At 67.4% G+C, this 16,167-nt stretch carries 15 protein-coding genes; 3 read left to right on the forward strand and 12 right to left on the reverse strand.

The window, feature by feature from the left end:
- The first annotated feature begins 12 nt into the window (after positions 1-12).
- Positions 13-1,692, forward strand: a complete 1,680-nt coding sequence (locus AB0M15_RS24065) for a helix-turn-helix domain-containing protein (protein WP_363823151.1) — start codon at positions 13-15, stop codon at positions 1,690-1,692.
- Here AB0M15_RS24065 and AB0M15_RS24070 read toward each other — a convergent pair.
- Positions 1,660-2,607, reverse strand: a complete 948-nt coding sequence (locus AB0M15_RS24070; RefSeq protein WP_363823156.1) for an acyltransferase domain-containing protein — start codon at positions 2,605-2,607, stop codon at positions 1,660-1,662. The two genes, AB0M15_RS24065 and AB0M15_RS24070, sit on opposite strands and share 33 nt — an antisense overlap.
- A gap of 203 nt (positions 2,608-2,810) precedes the next feature.
- Between AB0M15_RS24070 and AB0M15_RS24075 the strand changes: the two genes are divergently transcribed.
- Positions 2,811-4,475, forward strand: a complete 1,665-nt coding sequence (locus AB0M15_RS24075; protein ID WP_363823159.1) for an amidase — start codon at positions 2,811-2,813, stop codon at positions 4,473-4,475.
- Positions 4,476-4,666: 191 nt separating this feature from the next.
- On the opposite strand, the gene AB0M15_RS24080 is transcribed toward AB0M15_RS24075, so the two are convergent.
- Both AB0M15_RS24080 and AB0M15_RS24085 read right to left on the reverse strand, forming a co-directional pair.
- Positions 4,667-5,614 (reverse strand): electron transfer flavoprotein subunit alpha/FixB family protein, encoded by a 948-nt coding sequence (locus AB0M15_RS24080; RefSeq protein ID WP_363823162.1) that lies wholly within the window; start codon positions 5,612-5,614, stop codon positions 4,667-4,669.
- A 14-nt stretch (positions 5,615-5,628) separates the two neighbouring features.
- The gene (locus tag AB0M15_RS24085) at positions 5,629-6,411 is read right to left on the reverse strand and encodes an electron transfer flavoprotein subunit beta/FixA family protein (protein WP_363823165.1); all 783 of its coding nucleotides are present in this window, start codon (positions 6,409-6,411) and stop codon (positions 5,629-5,631) included.
- Positions 6,412-6,517: 106 nt separating this feature from the next.
- Between AB0M15_RS24085 and AB0M15_RS24090 the strand changes: the two genes are divergently transcribed.
- Complete coding sequence (locus AB0M15_RS24090; protein WP_363823168.1) at positions 6,518-7,252, forward strand: class I SAM-dependent methyltransferase; 735 nt, start codon at positions 6,518-6,520, stop codon at positions 7,250-7,252.
- A 3-nt stretch (positions 7,253-7,255) separates the two neighbouring features.
- On the opposite strand, the gene AB0M15_RS24095 is transcribed toward AB0M15_RS24090, so the two are convergent.
- From AB0M15_RS24095 to AB0M15_RS24135, 9 genes are all read right to left on the reverse strand, one after another.
- A complete protein-coding gene (locus tag AB0M15_RS24095; RefSeq protein ID WP_363823171.1) occupies positions 7,256-8,233 on the reverse strand; it encodes a hypothetical protein in 978 nt (325 codons plus the stop codon).
- Positions 8,226-9,095: an acyltransferase gene (locus tag AB0M15_RS24100; protein ID WP_363823174.1), complete on the reverse strand. Its 870-nt coding sequence runs from the start codon at positions 9,093-9,095 to the stop codon at positions 8,226-8,228. Before AB0M15_RS24100 ends, AB0M15_RS24095 begins: the two co-directional genes overlap by 8 nt.
- A 19-nt stretch (positions 9,096-9,114) precedes the next feature.
- Positions 9,115-10,062 carry a methyltransferase domain-containing protein gene (locus tag AB0M15_RS24105; RefSeq protein WP_363823178.1) on the reverse strand — a complete coding sequence of 316 codons (948 nt, stop codon included), beginning with the start codon at positions 10,060-10,062 and terminating at the stop codon, positions 9,115-9,117.
- Positions 10,063-10,842, reverse strand: coding sequence for an enoyl-CoA hydratase-related protein (locus AB0M15_RS24110; protein WP_363823181.1), 780 nt, complete (start codon positions 10,840-10,842; stop codon positions 10,063-10,065).
- A 91-nt stretch (positions 10,843-10,933) separates the two neighbouring features.
- Positions 10,934-11,977 (reverse strand): Gfo/Idh/MocA family oxidoreductase, encoded by a 1,044-nt coding sequence (locus tag AB0M15_RS24115; protein ID WP_363823183.1) that lies wholly within the window; start codon positions 11,975-11,977, stop codon positions 10,934-10,936.
- Positions 11,977-12,990: a Gfo/Idh/MocA family oxidoreductase gene (locus AB0M15_RS24120; protein ID WP_363823185.1), complete on the reverse strand. Its 1,014-nt coding sequence runs from the start codon at positions 12,988-12,990 to the stop codon at positions 11,977-11,979. The genes AB0M15_RS24115 and AB0M15_RS24120 overlap by 1 nt, the downstream gene beginning before the upstream one ends.
- Positions 12,991-12,999: 9 nt before the next feature.
- Positions 13,000-13,839, reverse strand: a complete 840-nt coding sequence (locus tag AB0M15_RS24125; RefSeq protein WP_363823188.1) for a carbohydrate ABC transporter permease — start codon at positions 13,837-13,839, stop codon at positions 13,000-13,002.
- A complete protein-coding gene (locus AB0M15_RS24130) occupies positions 13,832-14,707 on the reverse strand; it encodes a sugar ABC transporter permease (RefSeq protein WP_363823191.1) in 876 nt (291 codons plus the stop codon). The genes AB0M15_RS24125 and AB0M15_RS24130 overlap by 8 nt, the downstream gene beginning before the upstream one ends.
- The gene (locus tag AB0M15_RS24135) at positions 14,704-15,993 is read right to left on the reverse strand and encodes a sugar ABC transporter substrate-binding protein (protein ID WP_363823194.1); all 1,290 of its coding nucleotides are present in this window, start codon (positions 15,991-15,993) and stop codon (positions 14,704-14,706) included. The genes AB0M15_RS24130 and AB0M15_RS24135 overlap by 4 nt, the downstream gene beginning before the upstream one ends.
- Positions 15,994-16,167: the final 174 nt, after the last annotated feature.

Consider the following 16,167-nt stretch of genomic DNA (forward strand, 5'->3'; position numbering starts at 1 on the left):
GTGCTGCCTTCCGTGACGAATCGACCGCGAGCGAGTCTCGGGCGGGTTCTCGACGACCTGGGCGCCACCCTGCTCGAACTCGTCCACGGCGATCCTGACCAGCCGGCCGAGATCGGTGGCGTCGTCATCCACGACCCGCTCGATGAACCAATGCTCCCCCGGCATGCGCTCGTGCTCGGCGTCGGCCTCCAGGAGCCTTCGGTCATCGCCTGGGTACTGCGCGACCTCGGCCGCCAGCAAGCTGCCGGGCTCGTCGTCCGCGCTCCGATCACCCCGGACGAGACGATCACCAACGCGGTCACCGAGTCCGGCGTCGCCTTGCTCGGCCTCACCCGAGGCGCTTCCTGGGACCAACTCGCAGTACTCCTCAGATCCCTGCTCGCCGAGGGCGACGTCGGAGTGGCCGAGCCGGAAACCCTCGGCGGTATGCCCTCCGGCGACCTCTTCGCCCTCGCCAACGCGGCCGCTGCCCTGCTCGACGCGCCGATCACCATCGAGGACCGCAGCTCCCGCGTCCTCGCCTTCTCCAACCGGCAGGACGAAGCCGACCCCGCCCGGGTCGAGACCGTCCTCGGCCGCCAGGTCCCGCAGCGGTACTCCCGCCTCCTCAACGAGCGAGGCGTCTTCCGGGATCTGTACCGAACCGATCAACCGGTCTACATCCCCCCGATGCCTGTCACCAAAGGCGAAATCACCCTCCCCCGCGTCGCCGTCGCCGTCCGCGCCGGTGACGAGATCCTCGGCTCCATCTGGGCCGCCGTCCGCGACCCACTGAGTGAGGAACGCACGCAGGCACTCTGCGACGCGGCCAAGCTCGTCGCCCTCCACATGCTCCGCATCCGCGCCGGCGCGGACGTCGAGCGCCGGCTTCGCACCGACTTGGTCAGTACTGCGCTCGAAGGCGGCGCCGGAGCCCGCGATGCGCTCGACCGCCTGGGCCTGGCCGACCAGCCTGTCGTAGTACTGGCCCTAGCTGTACCTGTCTCCGACTCGCTGGTCGGGGAGGCCGGGTTGACGACCGAGCGGCAGCGTCTGGCTGATGCGTTCGCGATGCATCTCGGTGCCGTCCACCCACGTTCGGCCGCCGCGCTGGTCGGCGACATCGCCTATGGGTTGATGCCGGTCCGCGCCGATCGCTCGGATGGCGAGGAGAACGCAGTACGGATCGCCAAGGACTTCCTCGACCGGATCGGCGAACGCGTCACCGCGACGATCGGGGTCGGACCGGTCGTCGGCGAAACCGCCCGTCTCCCCCACGCCCGCGCCGGCGCCGACCGAGCTCTGCGTGTACTCCGAACAGCCCGCGGCTCCCAACGTGTCGCCCGGCTGGCCGACGTCCACGTCGAATCACTCCTGCTCGAATTGCGAGACCTCATCGAATCCCGCGGCGACCAGCCGACCGGACCGATCGCTCGCCTCGTCGCGTATGACCGCGAGCACAACACCAACCTCGTCGAAACCCTGCGAGCCTGGCTGGACGCCTTCGGCGACGTGATCGCCGCGGCCGGCGCCGTCTACGTCCACCCCAACACCTTCCGCTACCGCCTCCGCCGCCTCGCCGAAGTCGGCGCCCTCGACCTGGACGACCCCGAAGCCCGCTTCGCCGCAATGCTCCAACTCCGCGTCGTCAACCCACCCCGCCCTTCCCGGGGAGCTGCGTCAACTCGCCTTGCGGAGGATGCCGGTTCGTAGTTGCCAGTGCTCGCCGGACCGTAGGTGCGCCACGAACGCCCGCTGCAGCGAGGTCTCCTGCGGCACTCGAGCGAGGTCGTCATCCGTGAGCGGACCATCGTCGGGTACCGAAAGATGCAGGCCGAGGCGCATCATCTCGCGGTCGCCCTCGCTCGGGTCCTTCATCGGCAGCAACGGGAGCAGATCGAAGCGTCGCTGGAATCGGATGATGTTGGAGTCCGCGGACAGGTACTTCGCGAGATCCGGATCGAGAAGCCACGAGTGGCAGACGAACGCAGCGACCGGCTCCTCGGGATAGCACCGCTCGAACAACCGGGTCGCCTCGGCAACCGACTCCTCGGACGCTTGCGCATCGAGCCGCCCGGTCGGCGGGATGTGCATCATCAGTACGTGCCCTGAAACGCCGTCGCCGATCCCCAACTGAGCACGCGTGAACGCATGCCGCCCGATCTCGAAATCCGTCCCCCGGAACCGCAACGGCGGACTCCACAACGGAATCAGCCCCACTCCGGCCCGGCCGAAGATCTGCCGATGCGTACTCATCACCCCGCCGAGCGCCGACACGGTAGCCCTCGTCACCGCCTCCGGCACCCCACGCCGCGCATGCACCTCAACCAACCGGGGAACGCAGGCCAGCAACGCCCAAGCACCAGCAAACAACCCCACCGCCGACGACTCCATCGGCACCGCCGGCCAAGCCTCGAACCCAGTCGACGGAACCGGCTTCTCCATCTCCCGCTCGACACTCCCCGCCAGAGCAGTCGTCACCGCCCACCATTCCGGGTCAGCCTCAGGATCCGGCCGAGCCGCCAGCATCTCCTCGCAATCCCGCGCACCAACTCCACAAAACTCGATCAACTCAAGGGCTTCCTGCCCCGGCAACTCCACGCCAGCACCCGTATCCGCATTCGCCATCCCGCGCCCCTTCGCCGAGTTCGACCATTCCCTCGACCCCACCACGGGCCGCCTCCGGCCCGCACGACTCTTGTGACTCACCTCACATCCAACGCCAAGTAGCGCCGGCTCTACCTCGGCGGTAGTGGGCAGGTGATGTCCGAGCGCGCGGCCGGACGATGTGCTGGTGGGAGTGGATCTCGACGACCCTGCAGAGGTGGGATATGAGGCATGACCGAAGCACGCCCGGGCGACGCGGAGTACTGGCAATGGGCGTGGCCGCCGCAACGGCCCCCTGGCTGACATCCGCAACGAACGCGGCAGCCGGCAGCGCGGTGACGCAGAGCGGGGTGGCACCGAGCCCGGCGATGCAGGGCGCGGCGGCGGAGGCGGATGGGCCGGAGGTCAGCGAGCTTGCTCGCCAGATGGCGGCGCGGCTGGTCTCTGCTGAGGAGTTGACTCGGTACTACCTCGAACGGATCGACAGGATCGATCGGCGTGGGCCAGGGCTGCGGGCGGTCATCGAGGTCAATCCGGACGCGATGCGAGAAGCGCGGCGGCTGGACGCTGAGCGGCGTACTCGTGGGGTTCGCGGTCCCCTTCATGGATTGCCCGTGCTGGTGAAGGATCTCTTCGACACGGCGGACCGGATGCACACCACGGCTGGCTCTCTCGCCTTGGAAGGCGGGCGCCCGACAGTGGACTCGAGCCTGGCGGCGAAGCTACGTGCGGCCGGTGCGGTGCTGCTCGGCAAGACGAACCTGAGCGAATGGGCCGGCGGCATCTCCATCACCCATCACCCTGGCTGGAGCGCCCGCGGCGGCCAGACGCGCAACCCATACAAGCTCGACCGCTCACCGAGCGAATCCAGCTCCGGTACGGCGGTAGCGGCCGCCGCAAACCTTTGCGTCGTAGGGATCGGTACCGAGACGAACGGCTCGATCGTCGACCCGGCCGCGGCCAACTCGGTCGTGGGCGTGAAACCGACCGTGGGGCTGATCAGCCGCGCGGGCATGATCCAGGGAGTACCGAGCCAGGACAGCGTCGGCCCGATCGCCCGGACAGTCCGCGACGCCGCGATCGTGCTCGGCACGTTGGTCGGAGTGGACGAGCGGGATCCGGCTACCTTGGCCAGTCGCGGGCACTTCCACCTCGACTACACACGGTTCCTCGTCGCCGACGGGCTGCGGGGCGCGCGAATCGGCGTACCGCGTCAGGTGTACTTCGGGTACAGCAGTCATGCCGACGAGATCGCCGAGCAGGCGATCGAGGTGATGCGGAAGGCCGGGGCGACAGTGGTCGACCCGGCCGATGTCCCGACCGCGCGGCAGCTTGAGGACACCGAGACCTCGATCGTCGTGCAGGCGTACGAGGCCAAGCGAGCACTCAACCGGTACCTGTCCACGACTCCCGGCGACCATCCGCGCAGCCTGTCCGAGCTGATCGCCTTCAACCGCGAGCACAGCGACCGCGAGCTGCTCTATGTGCGCCAGGACGGGCTGGAAGCCATCCAGGCACTCGACTTCTCCGAAGCGGAGTACCGCGCGGCTCTGGCCACCAACCATCGACTGTCCCGCACCGAAGGCATCGACGCCGTACTACGCCAACACCGACTCGACGCCCTCGTGATGCCGACCAGCGCACCCCCGGGCAAGATCGACCTCATCAACGGCGACAACTACTTGGGTGGCAGCTCAACCCCCGCCGCCCTGGCCGGCTACCCAGCCATCAGCGTCCCAGCCGGCTTCGCCTTCGGCCTTCCCATCGGCCTCACCTTCATCGGCCCAGCCTGGTCGGAGCCAGTACTCCTCCGCCTGGCCCACGCCTACGAACAAGAGTCCCAAGCCCGCCGCATCCCCACCTACCACCCAGCCGACGTCGGCCTCTAACCCAACAACCGAACCGCCACTGGTCCTCCGACCAGTACACCGACTGGCTAACCCGCTCGGTCACCCACGCACTACCCCGCTCCGACCTGTACTAGCCGGGCCGACCCGTACTAGCCGGCCCGACCTGCACTAGACGCACCGACGCCCGGTCAGGCAGGAGCGGACCGGGCGTCGGAATTACTTCAGATCGTTCAGGACTTGCGCTTGGTGACCTCTTCGGTGGTGGCGGGGAGGACCTTGTGGAGGTCGCCTACTACGCCGAAGTCGACCAGCTCGAAGATGGGGGCTTCCTCGTCCTTGTTGATGGCGACGATGGTCTTCGAGGTCTGCATGCCGGCCCGGTGCTGGATGGCACCGGAGATGCCCGCGGCGATGTAGAGCTGCGGCGAAACCGTCTTGCCGGTCTGGCCGACCTGGTAGGCGTGCGGGTACCAACCCGAGTCGACTGCCGCACGGGAAGCACCCACTGCAGCGCCCAGCGAGTCAGCGAAGGCTTCGATGGGGCTGAAGTCACCGCCGGTGCCGCGGCCACCGGAGACGATGATGGCGGCCTCGGTGAGCTCCGGGCGGCCAGTGGCCTCGCGGGGCTTGGAGTCGGTGATGCGGGCCGTCTTGGCGGCGTCGGAGATCGTGACGTCGAACTCCTCCACCTCCGGCGAGGTCTCGGCCGCTTCAGGGGTCGCCGCGTTCGGCTTGACCGTGATGATCGGCGTGCCGTGGGTGACCTTGGCCTTGACCGAGTAGTTGCCGGCGAACACCGACTGCGTGGTGACCGGGCCCTCCTGCACGTCGACGGCGTCGGTGATCAGGCCGGAGTCGAGCTTGACCGCCAGCCGGGCGGCGATCTCCTTGCCCTCCGAGTTCGAGGAGATCAGGATCGCGCTGGGCTCGATCTTGGCCGCGACCTGCTGCAGCGCCTCGGCCTTCGGGGCCACCAGGTACTGCGTCAGTTCGGGGTCGGTCAGCGCGATCACCTTGGTCGCGCCGTACTGGCCGAGCGCGGGCAGTGCGTCCTGCACGTTGTCGCCGATGAAGACGGCGACCGGCTCGCCGAGCCGGCGCGCGATGGTCAGCAGCTCAGCGGTCGTCTTGCGGACCTTGCCACCGGTGTGGTCAACGAGAACGAGTACGTTCGACATGAATTGCTCGCCCCTCAGAGGAACTTGTTGGTGGACAGGAACTCGACGAGCTGGGCAGCGCCGCTGCCGTCCTCGTCGGTGACGATCGTGCCGGCCGAACGCGGCGGGCGGGCGGTCACCTCGGTGACCTCGGTCCACGCCGAGGAGGCGCCGACCTGGTCGGGCGAGATCTCCAGGTCGGCCAGCGACCAGGTCTCGACCGGCTTCTTCTTCGCGGCCATGATGCCCTTGAACGACGGGTACCGCGGCTCGCCGGACTGGTCCGACACGGACAGTACGAGCGGCAGCGTGCCCTCGATGGTGTCGCTGGCGGTGTCACCGTCCCGGCGGATCGTCACCTTGTCACCGTCGACGGTGACCGAGGAGCCGAGCGTGACGCCGGGCAGCCCGAGCCGCTCGGACACCATCGCCGGCACGACGCCCATCGAGCCGTCGGTGGAGGCCATCCCGAAGACGACCAGGTCGGCCTCGAGCTTGCCCAGCGCCTTGGCCAGGATCAGCGAGGTGGCCACGGCGTCGGAGCCGTGGATGCCGTCGTCGTTCACGTGGACGCCGGCGTCGGCGCCCATCTGGAGGCCCTTCTTGATGGCGTCCGCGGCTTGCTCCGGCCCGACCGTGAGAATGGTCACCTCACCATCCCCGGCTTCCTTCACAGTCAGCGCGGTCTCGACGGCGTACTCGTCCAGTTCGGACAGCAGCCCGTCGACTCCGGCGCGATCCACCGTGTTGTCCTCGGAGCGGAAGCGGCGGTCCGCAGTGGCATCCGGCACGAACTTCGCGCAGACGACGATCTTCATAGCGTGTTGGACCCCTTCTGGTTAACGGTCTCTCCCAGCCTGCCACGGATGTTACTCGCGAGAAACATATGACGCGTGCGAGTCCCATCACAGTTACAGTCACCTGGTGACCGAGACGTTACCGCTCACCGGTGAGAGAACAGCCCCCGGGATCTGGCATGAGAACTACTGGTTCGCGCGCCATGAGGCTGCCTATCGCTGGATCACGGCGAATTGGCTGACTTCCGAGACCCGCCGCGTCCTCGACGCCGGCTGCGGCGAGGGGTACGGCGCGGATCTGCTGCACCGGGCCGGCGCCAGGCAGGTGTTCGGTCTCGACTATGAAGGTACGACGCTTCGCCACGTCGCGAAGGCTTATCCACAAGTCAATCTGGTGCAGGGCAATCTCGTCCGGACGGCCTTCGCCGACGCGGCCTTCGAACTGCTCGTGTCGCTGCAGACGATCGAGCACCTGTGGGAGCAGCCGCGCTTCATCACCGAGTGCGCGCGGATCACCGCGCCCGGCGCCACGATCGTGCTGAGTACTCCGAACCGGCTGACCTTCCCGAGCGGCAACTGGTACCACACCAGGGAACTCACCGGCCCGGAGTTCGTCGAGCTGGTCGAAGCGGACCTGGAGATCGTCGAGACGCTCGGCCTCTGGCACGGCGAGAAGCTGACCGCATGGGAGCAGGCCAACGGCTCCTGCGTCGATGCCCAACTGGCGTCGGAGCACGCGCAGTGGCCGGCCGAGCTGACCCAACTCGTCAAGGACACAAGGTACGAGGACTTTGTGATCCGGGCGGGCGACCTCGACGACAGTCTCGACCTCATCGTCGTCGCCCGGCCCCGGACCAGCTAGCAGCTAAGGGCGGATGAAGCGTTCGGCGATCTTGCCGATGATCAGGTAGACGAGCGCCGCGATCCCCCAGTTGACGAGCAGCGTGTTCTTCGCCGTCTCGAGCCGGAAGAGGTCCTTGAACGGGCCCACCAGGTCGTGTCCGCGCTCCAGCACCCACTTCACGATCTCGTTGCTCTGGTTGGCCTGGTCGAGCGCGGTGAAGAGCGCGCCCAGGGCAAGCACTGCGGCCGCGATGACGGCGATCAGCCAGACCAGCGAGGCCAGCAGGTTCCGGAAGCGCCTGACGCCCGAACCGACCGCGGACAACGCGGCCTTGCCCGAGCCCGGGGAAGACGATGCGGTCTTCTTCGCGGCAGCCGCGGCAACAGGCTTCGCAGCGGTCTTGGGAGTGGTCGTGCCCGGTACTGCGGCAGCGCTCGGCGCGGCAGGTTGCCGGGTGACCGGCTTCGTCACCGCCGTATCGTCCTGAGGCGACTCGGCCGCCGCCTTCTCGCGGGCCTTCTGTTCGGCGACGATCTCGGCCGCCGTCTTCGGTTTCGCGGGCTTCGTCGCGGTCGCGGTCGCCCCGCGCCCACCTGTGGACGCCTCGGCGGACGGCACCGCCGCGGGAGTCTCCTCAGCCTTCACGTCCGGTGTCACCGCCTTCTCGGCATCGGCGGTCTTCGCCGCCTTGTCGGGTTGAGTACCCACGTCGTCCATCTCCTCAGCCGGGATCGGTTCCTCGTCCGTCACCGGTGCCGGGACCGGCGGTTTCCTGCGTCGGTTGCCCGGTACCGGGCGCGGCGACAGTTTGCGCCGCACCCTCCAGATCGGTGCGGACGGCACGCCGTCCGCTGACTCCAACGTAGCCAGATCCGCACCGTCCGTCACATCCGCCACCACGATCGGCACCGGATCGACCGCCCGGTGCCGCGCGTCGGTGATCGAGCCGTCGGCGGCCGCCTGGTCCAGGATGGACCCCTTGTCCGCCTGCTCAGCCACGCTGCGTCTCCTCTTCGGCTACTTCCGGGACATAGTGCACGACTGGCGAGTAACTTGAGAACCCCCTGGTCATATCTGCCTTATCACCAGTTGTTCGCGGCTCGTAACCCATCGGTGTGTCGCCGGTTGCTTTTTCTTCGGTCGGAGGTTCTTCAGCCGGAGGTGCCTCGGCGGCGGTCGGCAACTCGCCGGCCCGGAGGCGGGCGGTGGTTTCGGCGTTGGAGCGGGCCAGGTCGGCAAGATAGGCGCGGCGGGTGGTGTCGGCTTCGTAGCGGGTCACCCGGTCGCGGACCACGACAGCGGGCACGCCGACGGCCACGGAGTACGCCGGAATGTTGCCTCGGGCAACACTGTTGGCGCCGATCACCACCCCGCGGCCGATATCGGCGCCGCGGGTGACGGTGACCTTGGTGGCCAGCCAGCAGTCGGGGCCGATCCGGACCGGCGACTTGACCAGACCCTGGTCCTTGATCGGAAGGTCGAGGTCCTCGGTCTTGTGGTCGAAGTCGCAGATGTAGGTGCCGTCGGCGATCAACGTCGACGCGCCGATCTCGATGTCCAGGTAGCAGTTGACCGTCACGTCGCGGGCGAAGACCACCTTGTCGCCGACCCGCAGCGTGCCCTCATGGGCACGCAGCCGCGTCTCGTCACCCAGATGCACCCATTGCCCGAGGATCAGCCGGCCATGCCCGGGCCGCGCGACGATCTCGAGTTTCTTGCCGAGGAAGACGAATCCCTCGGTGACGACGTGCGGGTGCCGCAGCTTGAACCAGCCGAAGCGCCAGTAGCGCTTCAGGTAGTACGGCGTCCACGCCCGGTGGCGCACCACCCAGCGCAGATTCGCCGCCGTCAGCAACCGCATCCGTCCAGTATGTACACGGCTACTGAGCGACTCCCGTGATGGACACGTTGTAGTAGAGCTCATCGGGTACGACCTGAGACAGAACCTTGTCGACTTTCGACAGCTGCAGCCAGGACTTGTACGCGAACATCCGCCACCCGAACCCGAGCTTCTCCTCCGGTACTGCGGCCTCGAACGTCCGAATCGGCCACCCGACCCATGCCGCCAGCAACTCCTCCGTCACCGTCCGTACGTCGACAGCCCCGGCGCGCGACGCCATCCGGGCCAGCGTGTCCGGGTCGAACGTGTGGAGATCGACGACGGCCTCCAACGCAGCCGCCCGCGACGACTCGTCCAGCTCCGACTGCGGCCGGCGCCAGTGCGACAACGCCGGCAGCTTGGTCACCTTCGTGGTCGCCCACCAGGTGAACCGCGACAGCCGCCGCGCCACGAAGTCGCCGTACCGGGTGGGCTCGCCGCAGATGACGAAGCGGCCGCCCGGCTTGAGCACCCGCAGCATCTCGCGGAACGCCAGCTCGACATCCGGGATGTGGTGGATCACCGCATGCCCGATCACCAGGTCGAAGGTGTCGTCGTCGTACGGCAACTTCTCCGCGTCCGCGACCTTGCCCTCGATCGCGAAGCCGAGCGTGTCCGCGTTGCGCTTGGCCGCCTCGACCATGCCCGGCGACAGGTCGGTGACGTGCGCCTCGGCCAGGACGCCGGCCAGCTTCAGGTTCAGCGTGAAGAAGCCCGTACCCGCGCCGATCTCGAGCGACTTGCCGTACGGCCAGCCGTCGGACCCGGCGACGTCGGTGAACCGGTCCCGGGCGTAGTCGACGCAGCGTTCGTCGTACGAGATCGACCACTTCTCGTCATAGGTCGACGCTTCCCAGTCGTGGTAGAGCACCTGGGCAAGCTTGTTGTCGTTCCACGCGGCCTCGACCTCTTCGGCAGTGGCGGCGGGCTTAGAAGCAGACGTGGTCATTCAGATTCCCTTGAACTCGGCCTTGCCGGGGCCGTTCTCGACAAAAGACTTCATCCCGATCGTGCGGTCCTCGGTGGCGAACAACGCCGCGAACTGCTGCCGCTCGATCTCCAGCCCGGTGTGCAGATCGACCCCGAGCCCGGCGTCGATCGCCTCCTTGGCCGCCCGCAATGCCAGCGAGGCTGCCTTGGAGAACTGCGACGCCCAGGCGACGGCCGCGTCATACACCTCAGCAGCCGGTACGACCTTGTCGACCAACCCGATCTGCAGCGACTCGGCTGCGTCCACGAACCGGCCGCTGAAGATGATGTCCTTGGCCTTGGACGGCCCGATCAGCCGCGACAGTCGCTGGGTACCACCGGCGCCGGGGATGACCCCGAGCAGGACCTCGGGCTGGCCGAGCTTGGCGTCATCCGCAGCGATCCGGTAGTCCGCGCACAGGGCCAGCTCGCAGCCACCGCCGAGCGCGTAGCCGGTGATCGCCGCGACGGTCGGCTTCGGGATCGCGGCGACGGCGGACAGCGCGGCCTGCAGCGGACCGGAGCGCTTGACCATGTCGGCGTACGACATGTCGGCCATCTCCTTGATGTCCGCGCCGGCCGCGAAGACCCGCTCGCCGCCGTAGATCACGACAGACCGCACCGCGTCGTCCGCGGCCGCCGCCAGCGCGGCGTCGCGGATCTCGTCCTGGACCTGCACGTTGAGCGCGTTCATCTTCGGCCGGTCCAGCCGGATCGTGCCGACCCCGTCGGCCACGGTCAGGTTGACGAACTCGCCCATCACAGCTCCTCAGTCTCAGCACTACCCGCGGGTCACATCCTCGGGCACGGTACCGGACCAGTGGGAATACTCGTACTACCGGGAGCCCTGGCTAGACGTCGACGGGCTGCCCGGCGGCTACAGATCGGCGGGCAGCATCCACGATGCGGAGGGTGCGCAGTCCGACTGCGCCGTCCGGCTGTGGGACCACGGCGGGCGCAGTACCGGGCACTGCTTTGCCGGACGCGCGTACTGCGCTCAGGAACTCCCCAAGCATCATCGAGTCGAGGTCGCCACCCACTGCGAGGAAGACCTCGCCAGAGGCGTCCGTACCGCCGACATGCGACTGGAACGGCGCGATCTCCACCGAGCCGTTCGTACCCGTCACCTGCAGCGTCACGCCACCCCAGGTCGGCCCGTTGTCCGGCACGCTCCAGGAGCAGTCAATGGTTGCCAGCAGCCCGTTGTCGTAGGTAATGGTGACGAGACCGCCGGTCTCGACCGCCACACCCTTGTCCTGGTGCAGCACGTGGTTGGCCACGGCATGCACCCGCACAGCCTCCGAGCCACCCGTCAGCCCGTCGATGAGATCGGCGCAGTGCACGGTGTGGTCGACCATCGCTCCCCCGCCGGCCAGCGCGGCGTCAGTGAACCACTGCCGCTGGGCGTACGGGATCTTCCCGTTGTTCGTCCCTGCTACCGCAAACACGTCGCCGAGCCGGCCGGCCTCCACGGATGCCCGCAACCGCCCGTACGACGGCGCGAAGCGCACCGGGTAAGCAGTCATGAGGATCACCCCGGCCGCCTCGCAAGCCGCCAGCATGGCCTCGCCGTCGGCCACCTCGGTCGCCAGCGGCTTCTCGCAGAGCACATGTGCGCCCACTGCGGCGGCCCGCTCCACCAGTCCGCGGTGCAGCACGTTCTCCGAGGTCACCACGACCGCGTCGGGGCCCCAGGCAAACAACTCGTCGTAGGAGTCGACGTATGCGACGCCCAGCTTGGCTGCGAACTCGGCACCCCGGGGACCGGCGTCGGGCGCGGCAGCACCGTCGGGATCCGACGACAGCACCTCGACATCGGGCAAGGAGCCAAGCAAGTGCGCGTAGGACGAGGCATGGGTGTGGGCGAAGGACGCGATCGCTACCTTCAAGGTCATCAGGCGACTCCTGCCGGGTTGAAGGTAGTCATGTCGACAGTGCGACCTGTTGCCATCGACTCGCGAGCGGCCTCGGCCAGGTAGACGGCCGCCGCGCCATCAGCAGCTAAAACTCGCGGGGTGGAGCCGTCCTTGAGTGCAGTGGACAACTCGCGCAGTTGAGTCAGGTACGGGCTCTCGAAGAGAGTCGACGACGGGATCAGCAGGTCTCCCCCGACGGCCTCGCCCTGCAGTTCCTCGGCGTACCCGGTCTCCTTGTCGGAGGTGTACTCGAGCACCCCGGAGGAACCCGCTATCGAGAAGCCGGTCTTGAAAGGCGTGCCGGTGGCACCCCAGGTCGCGCGCAGGTGACTGATCGCGCCGCCCTCGTGGGTCAGCGTCACGTGGGCCGCCACATTGACCGGGCTGATCCCGTCCACGTTCGGCGGGCTCTGTACGGCGTACACGCTGGTCACCTCGCCGCACAGCCAGCGGGCCTGGTCGAGGTCGTGCACCATCAGGTCCATGATGACGCCGCCGGAGCGGGCGACATCGCGGTACCAGCCGGCGCCGGCCGGTGACGACGCCTGCCGGAAGAAGCGCGCGACGGCCACCTTGCCGATCCGCCCCTGGACGACTGCTTCGTGCGCAGCGACGTACTCCGGGAAGTACCGCACCACGTGCGCCGGGTAGATCCGTACGCCGGCAGCGGCCGCCGCCTCGGACAGCTCGTGCGCGTCACTGGCCCGCAGGGCGAGCGGCTTCTCACAGATGACGTCGCGGCCGGCCTTGATCGCGGCCAGCGCGATCTCCTTGTGCGTCGCCGACGGCGTGACGATGTCGACGAAGTCCACCTCGGCGAGCAGCCCGTCCAGCGTCGGGGCGTGCTCCAATCCGTAGCGCGCGGCGAGTTCCTCGGCGCCGGCGGCCGAGTGCACGAGCACCCGCGCGCCGAGCGCCTGCCAGGCCGAGACGTGAACGTGCGCGATGTTGCCCGCGCCGATCAGCCCGACCGTGAGGTCAGAAACAGACATGGATGTCCTCTACTTGAGTCCGGAGAAAGCAATGCCTTCGACGACGCGACGCTGCAGTACGACGAAGAGGATCAGGATCGGCAACATCGCCATCAGGGCCGCCGCCATCATCACGCCTGGCGAGATGCTGCCCTGATATCCAGCCAGGGTGGCCAGGCCCACGGCAAGAGGCATCTCATCTGGCGACGAGGTGACCACCAGCGGCCAGAGCAGATCGGCCCACGAGGCCAGCACGGTGATGATCGCCAGCGAGATCAGCCCGGGTTTGGCGACCGGCAGGACGACCTTCCAGAAGGTCTGCCACGGGTTGCAGCCGTCCAGGCGCGCGGCCTCCTCCAGCTCGACCGGGATCGACCGGAAGAACTGCATCATCAGGAAGGTGCCGAACGCGCTGAACACACCCGGCGCGATGATGCCCTGGACGGTGTCCAGCCAGCCGAGCCGCTGGATGATCTGGTACTGCGGGATCAGGTACACCTGGCTCGGCACCATCAGGATCGACAGGATCAGCGCGAGCATCAGCCCCTTGAACCGGAACGACATCCGCGCGAACGCGTAGCCGGCCATCGAGCACAACACGAGTTGCCCGACCGTACGGCCGGCAGTGACCGCGACCGAGACCCAGAACTGGTCCAGGAACGGCAGCCGCTGGAACACCTCGGTGAAGTTGCTCCACTCCAGCCCCTTCGGCAGCAGGTTCGGCGGTACCGCCTGGATCTCGGCGTTGCTGGAGAACGCCAGCTTGAGCTGCCACAGGAACGGGAACATCATCACCAGGCTGCCGATGACGAGCACCACGTGTGCGAGCCGATTGCTGCCCAGCCGCTGCTGATCCGCACGCTTAGTCATAGCTCACCCACCTGCGCTGAAGCCGGAACTGGAACAGGGTCAGCAGCCCGACCACCGCCAGGATCAATACTGCGACCGCCGCGGCGTACCCGCGTTCGTTGCCGACGAACGCCGCGTCGTAGAACAGGAAGACCAGCGACTGCGTCTTGGGCATCACCGGATTGGTCGGCCCGAGCAACGCGAACAGCTGGTCGAACAGCTGGAACCCGGCGATCGTGGTGATCACCGACAGGAAGAAGATCGACGGCGTCAGCAACGGCACGGTGATCGCCCGGAACTGCTGGCCCCTGCCCGCGCCATCCAGTGACGCGGCCTCGTACAGCTCGCCCGGAATGCCCTTCAACCCGGCTGACAAGACGATCAGGTTGAACCCGATCGACATCCACAGCCCGAGCAAGGCGACCGCGATCAGCGCGAACCACGGCTCGGTGATCCACGACGGGCCGTCGATCCCGAATGCACCGAGCGCCTGGTTCAGTACGCCGTACTCGCCGTTGTAGATGATCCGCCAGACGAGTGAGATCGCCGTCGGCATCGCGACGTACGGGAGGAAGAAGAGCGTGCGATAGACCATCGCGCCCTTCAGCCCCGGCCGGTTCAGCAGGCTCGCGAACAGCACCGCGATCGGGATCCCGAGCAGCACGATCGCCGTGTAGACGACGGTGTTGACGATCGCCCGGTAGACCTGGGAGTCACCGACCAGCTGGCTGTAGTTGGCGATGCCCACCCAGGTCGCGCCACCGAACGGCCCGGTCTCGGTGAAGCTGTCGTAGAGCGTCTTGACCAGCGGCCACAGGTAGAAGACCAGCACGCCCAGAAAGGTCGGCAGCACGAAGACCCACGGCCACTTGCCGTCGGCCTTGTTCACTTCTCCTTGCCCAAAGCCTCGTCCATCTTGGTCGCGACCTGGGGGCCGACCTCGGACATCGGCTTGTTGCCGCCGAAGGCCGCGATCAGGTCGTCGGTCTCGAGCTGGTTCCAGACGCCGGTGTCCTTCGAGACCGGGTACGGCTCGGAGTACTGCTCGGCGGCCTCGATGTAGGTCTTCAGGTTGTACTGCGGCGCGCTGTCGACGAAGTCCGTCTGCGTTCCCGTGTACGCCGGGTTGGCGGCGCCCGCCTTGGCCTGGATCAGCGCCGCGTCCTTGCCACCGAGGAACGCCAGGAACGCCGCTGCCGCCTCCGGGTTCTTCGTCTTGGCGCTCATCACGTTGGCGATGCCGTGGATCACCGTCTTGCGGCCGCCGCTCGGAGCCTTCGGCAACGGCACCACGGTGAAGTCGTTCTTGTACGGCGACTTGAGCGCGGCGGAGACGACCCAGTTGCCGTTCCACATCATCGCGGCCTTGCCGTCGAAGAACCGGTCCTGGCTCTTGGTCTCGGCGTTCTGCGCGGCGGTCGGGGTGTAGCCGCCCTTGACCATGTCCGACCAGAACTGCAGCGCCTCGATCGACTTCGGATCGCCGTACCCGGACTTGCCGTCCTTGATCACGTAGCCGCCGTTGCTCAGCATCGCCGGATAGAAGTCGGCCTGGTTGCCGAGGTTGTCACCGGTGGCCCAGATGCCCTTGGAGCCGAGCGCCGCCTTGAGCTTCACCGCGGCGGCCTTGTAGTCGTTCCAGGTCCAGTCCGCGGTCGGCGCGGCGACCTTGGCGTCGGCGAAGAGCTTCTTGTTGTACCAAAGCGCGATCGTGTCGAAATCCTTCGGTACGCCGTACTGCTTGCCGTCGAGCGTGTAGAGGTCGTCGAGCGCCTTGGGGTAGTTGGCCGGGTCGACCTGCTTGGCCCCGATCAGGCCGTCGAGGGTCGCGAGCTGCTTGTTGGCCGCGAACAGCTGGAAGTTGGGTCCGTTCATCCAGAACACGTCGGGCAGGTTGTTCGACGAGCCCTGCGTCTTGAGCTTGGTGAAGTACTGGTCGAAGGTGGCCAGCGAGATCGACACCTTCACGTCCGGGTACTTCTGGTTGAACGCCTTGACGATCTGCTGCATCGCGGGCTGCTGGTTGACGTCCCAGATCGCGTAGGTGAGGTCGCCCTTCACCTTCGCCGGATCGTCGGGGACCTTCGCGTCGCCCGCGCTGCCGGAGTTGCCTCCACAGCCGGCCAGGGCGAGCGCTGCCAGGGTGAGCCCGGCCAGGACAGATGGAATTCGCATGATGTCTCCTCCGGCAACCTGTTACCCGACCTGCATCGTGCCAGGTAAATTAGTAACGGTGTCTACGTTTGTATCATTGCGTGTCCATGCTCGCAACTACCCAACTCCGCGCATTATCAACACTATTGCGCTCAAGTTGTGACGCGCCCGAGCACGTTTGACCTGTCATGGGCA

Origin of the sequence: Kribbella sp. NPDC051718 (assembly GCF_040681515.1) — a bacterium.
Classification (GTDB): Bacteria; Actinomycetota; Actinomycetes; order Propionibacteriales; family Kribbellaceae; genus Kribbella.

Coding starts and splice junctions, on each gene's coding strand:
- AB0M15_RS24085 (WP_363823165.1), bottom strand. CDS start 6,411: ATGAAGATCGTCGTCTGCGCGAAGTTCGTGCCGGATGCCACTGCGGAC.
- AB0M15_RS24120 (WP_363823185.1), bottom strand. CDS start 12,990: ATGTCTGTTTCTGACCTCACGGTCGGGCTGATCGGCGCGGGCAACATC.
- AB0M15_RS24135 (WP_363823194.1), bottom strand. CDS start 15,993: ATGCGAATTCCATCTGTCCTGGCCGGGCTCACCCTGGCAGCGCTCGCC.
- AB0M15_RS24070 (WP_363823156.1), bottom strand. CDS start 2,607: ATGGCGAATGCGGATACGGGTGCTGGCGTGGAGTTGCCGGGGCAGGAA.
- AB0M15_RS24115 (WP_363823183.1), bottom strand. CDS start 11,977: ATGACCTTGAAGGTAGCGATCGCGTCCTTCGCCCACACCCATGCCTCG.
- AB0M15_RS24125 (WP_363823188.1), bottom strand. CDS start 13,839: ATGACTAAGCGTGCGGATCAGCAGCGGCTGGGCAGCAATCGGCTCGCA.
- AB0M15_RS24080 (WP_363823162.1), bottom strand. CDS start 5,614: ATGTCGAACGTACTCGTTCTCGTTGACCACACCGGTGGCAAGGTCCGC.
- AB0M15_RS24110 (WP_363823181.1), bottom strand. CDS start 10,842: ATGGGCGAGTTCGTCAACCTGACCGTGGCCGACGGGGTCGGCACGATC.
- AB0M15_RS24075 (WP_363823159.1), top strand. CDS start 2,811: ATGAGGCATGACCGAAGCACGCCCGGGCGACGCGGAGTACTGGCAATG.
- AB0M15_RS24100 (WP_363823174.1), bottom strand. CDS start 9,095: ATGCGGTTGCTGACGGCGGCGAATCTGCGCTGGGTGGTGCGCCACCGG.
- AB0M15_RS24105 (WP_363823178.1), bottom strand. CDS start 10,062: ATGACCACGTCTGCTTCTAAGCCCGCCGCCACTGCCGAAGAGGTCGAG.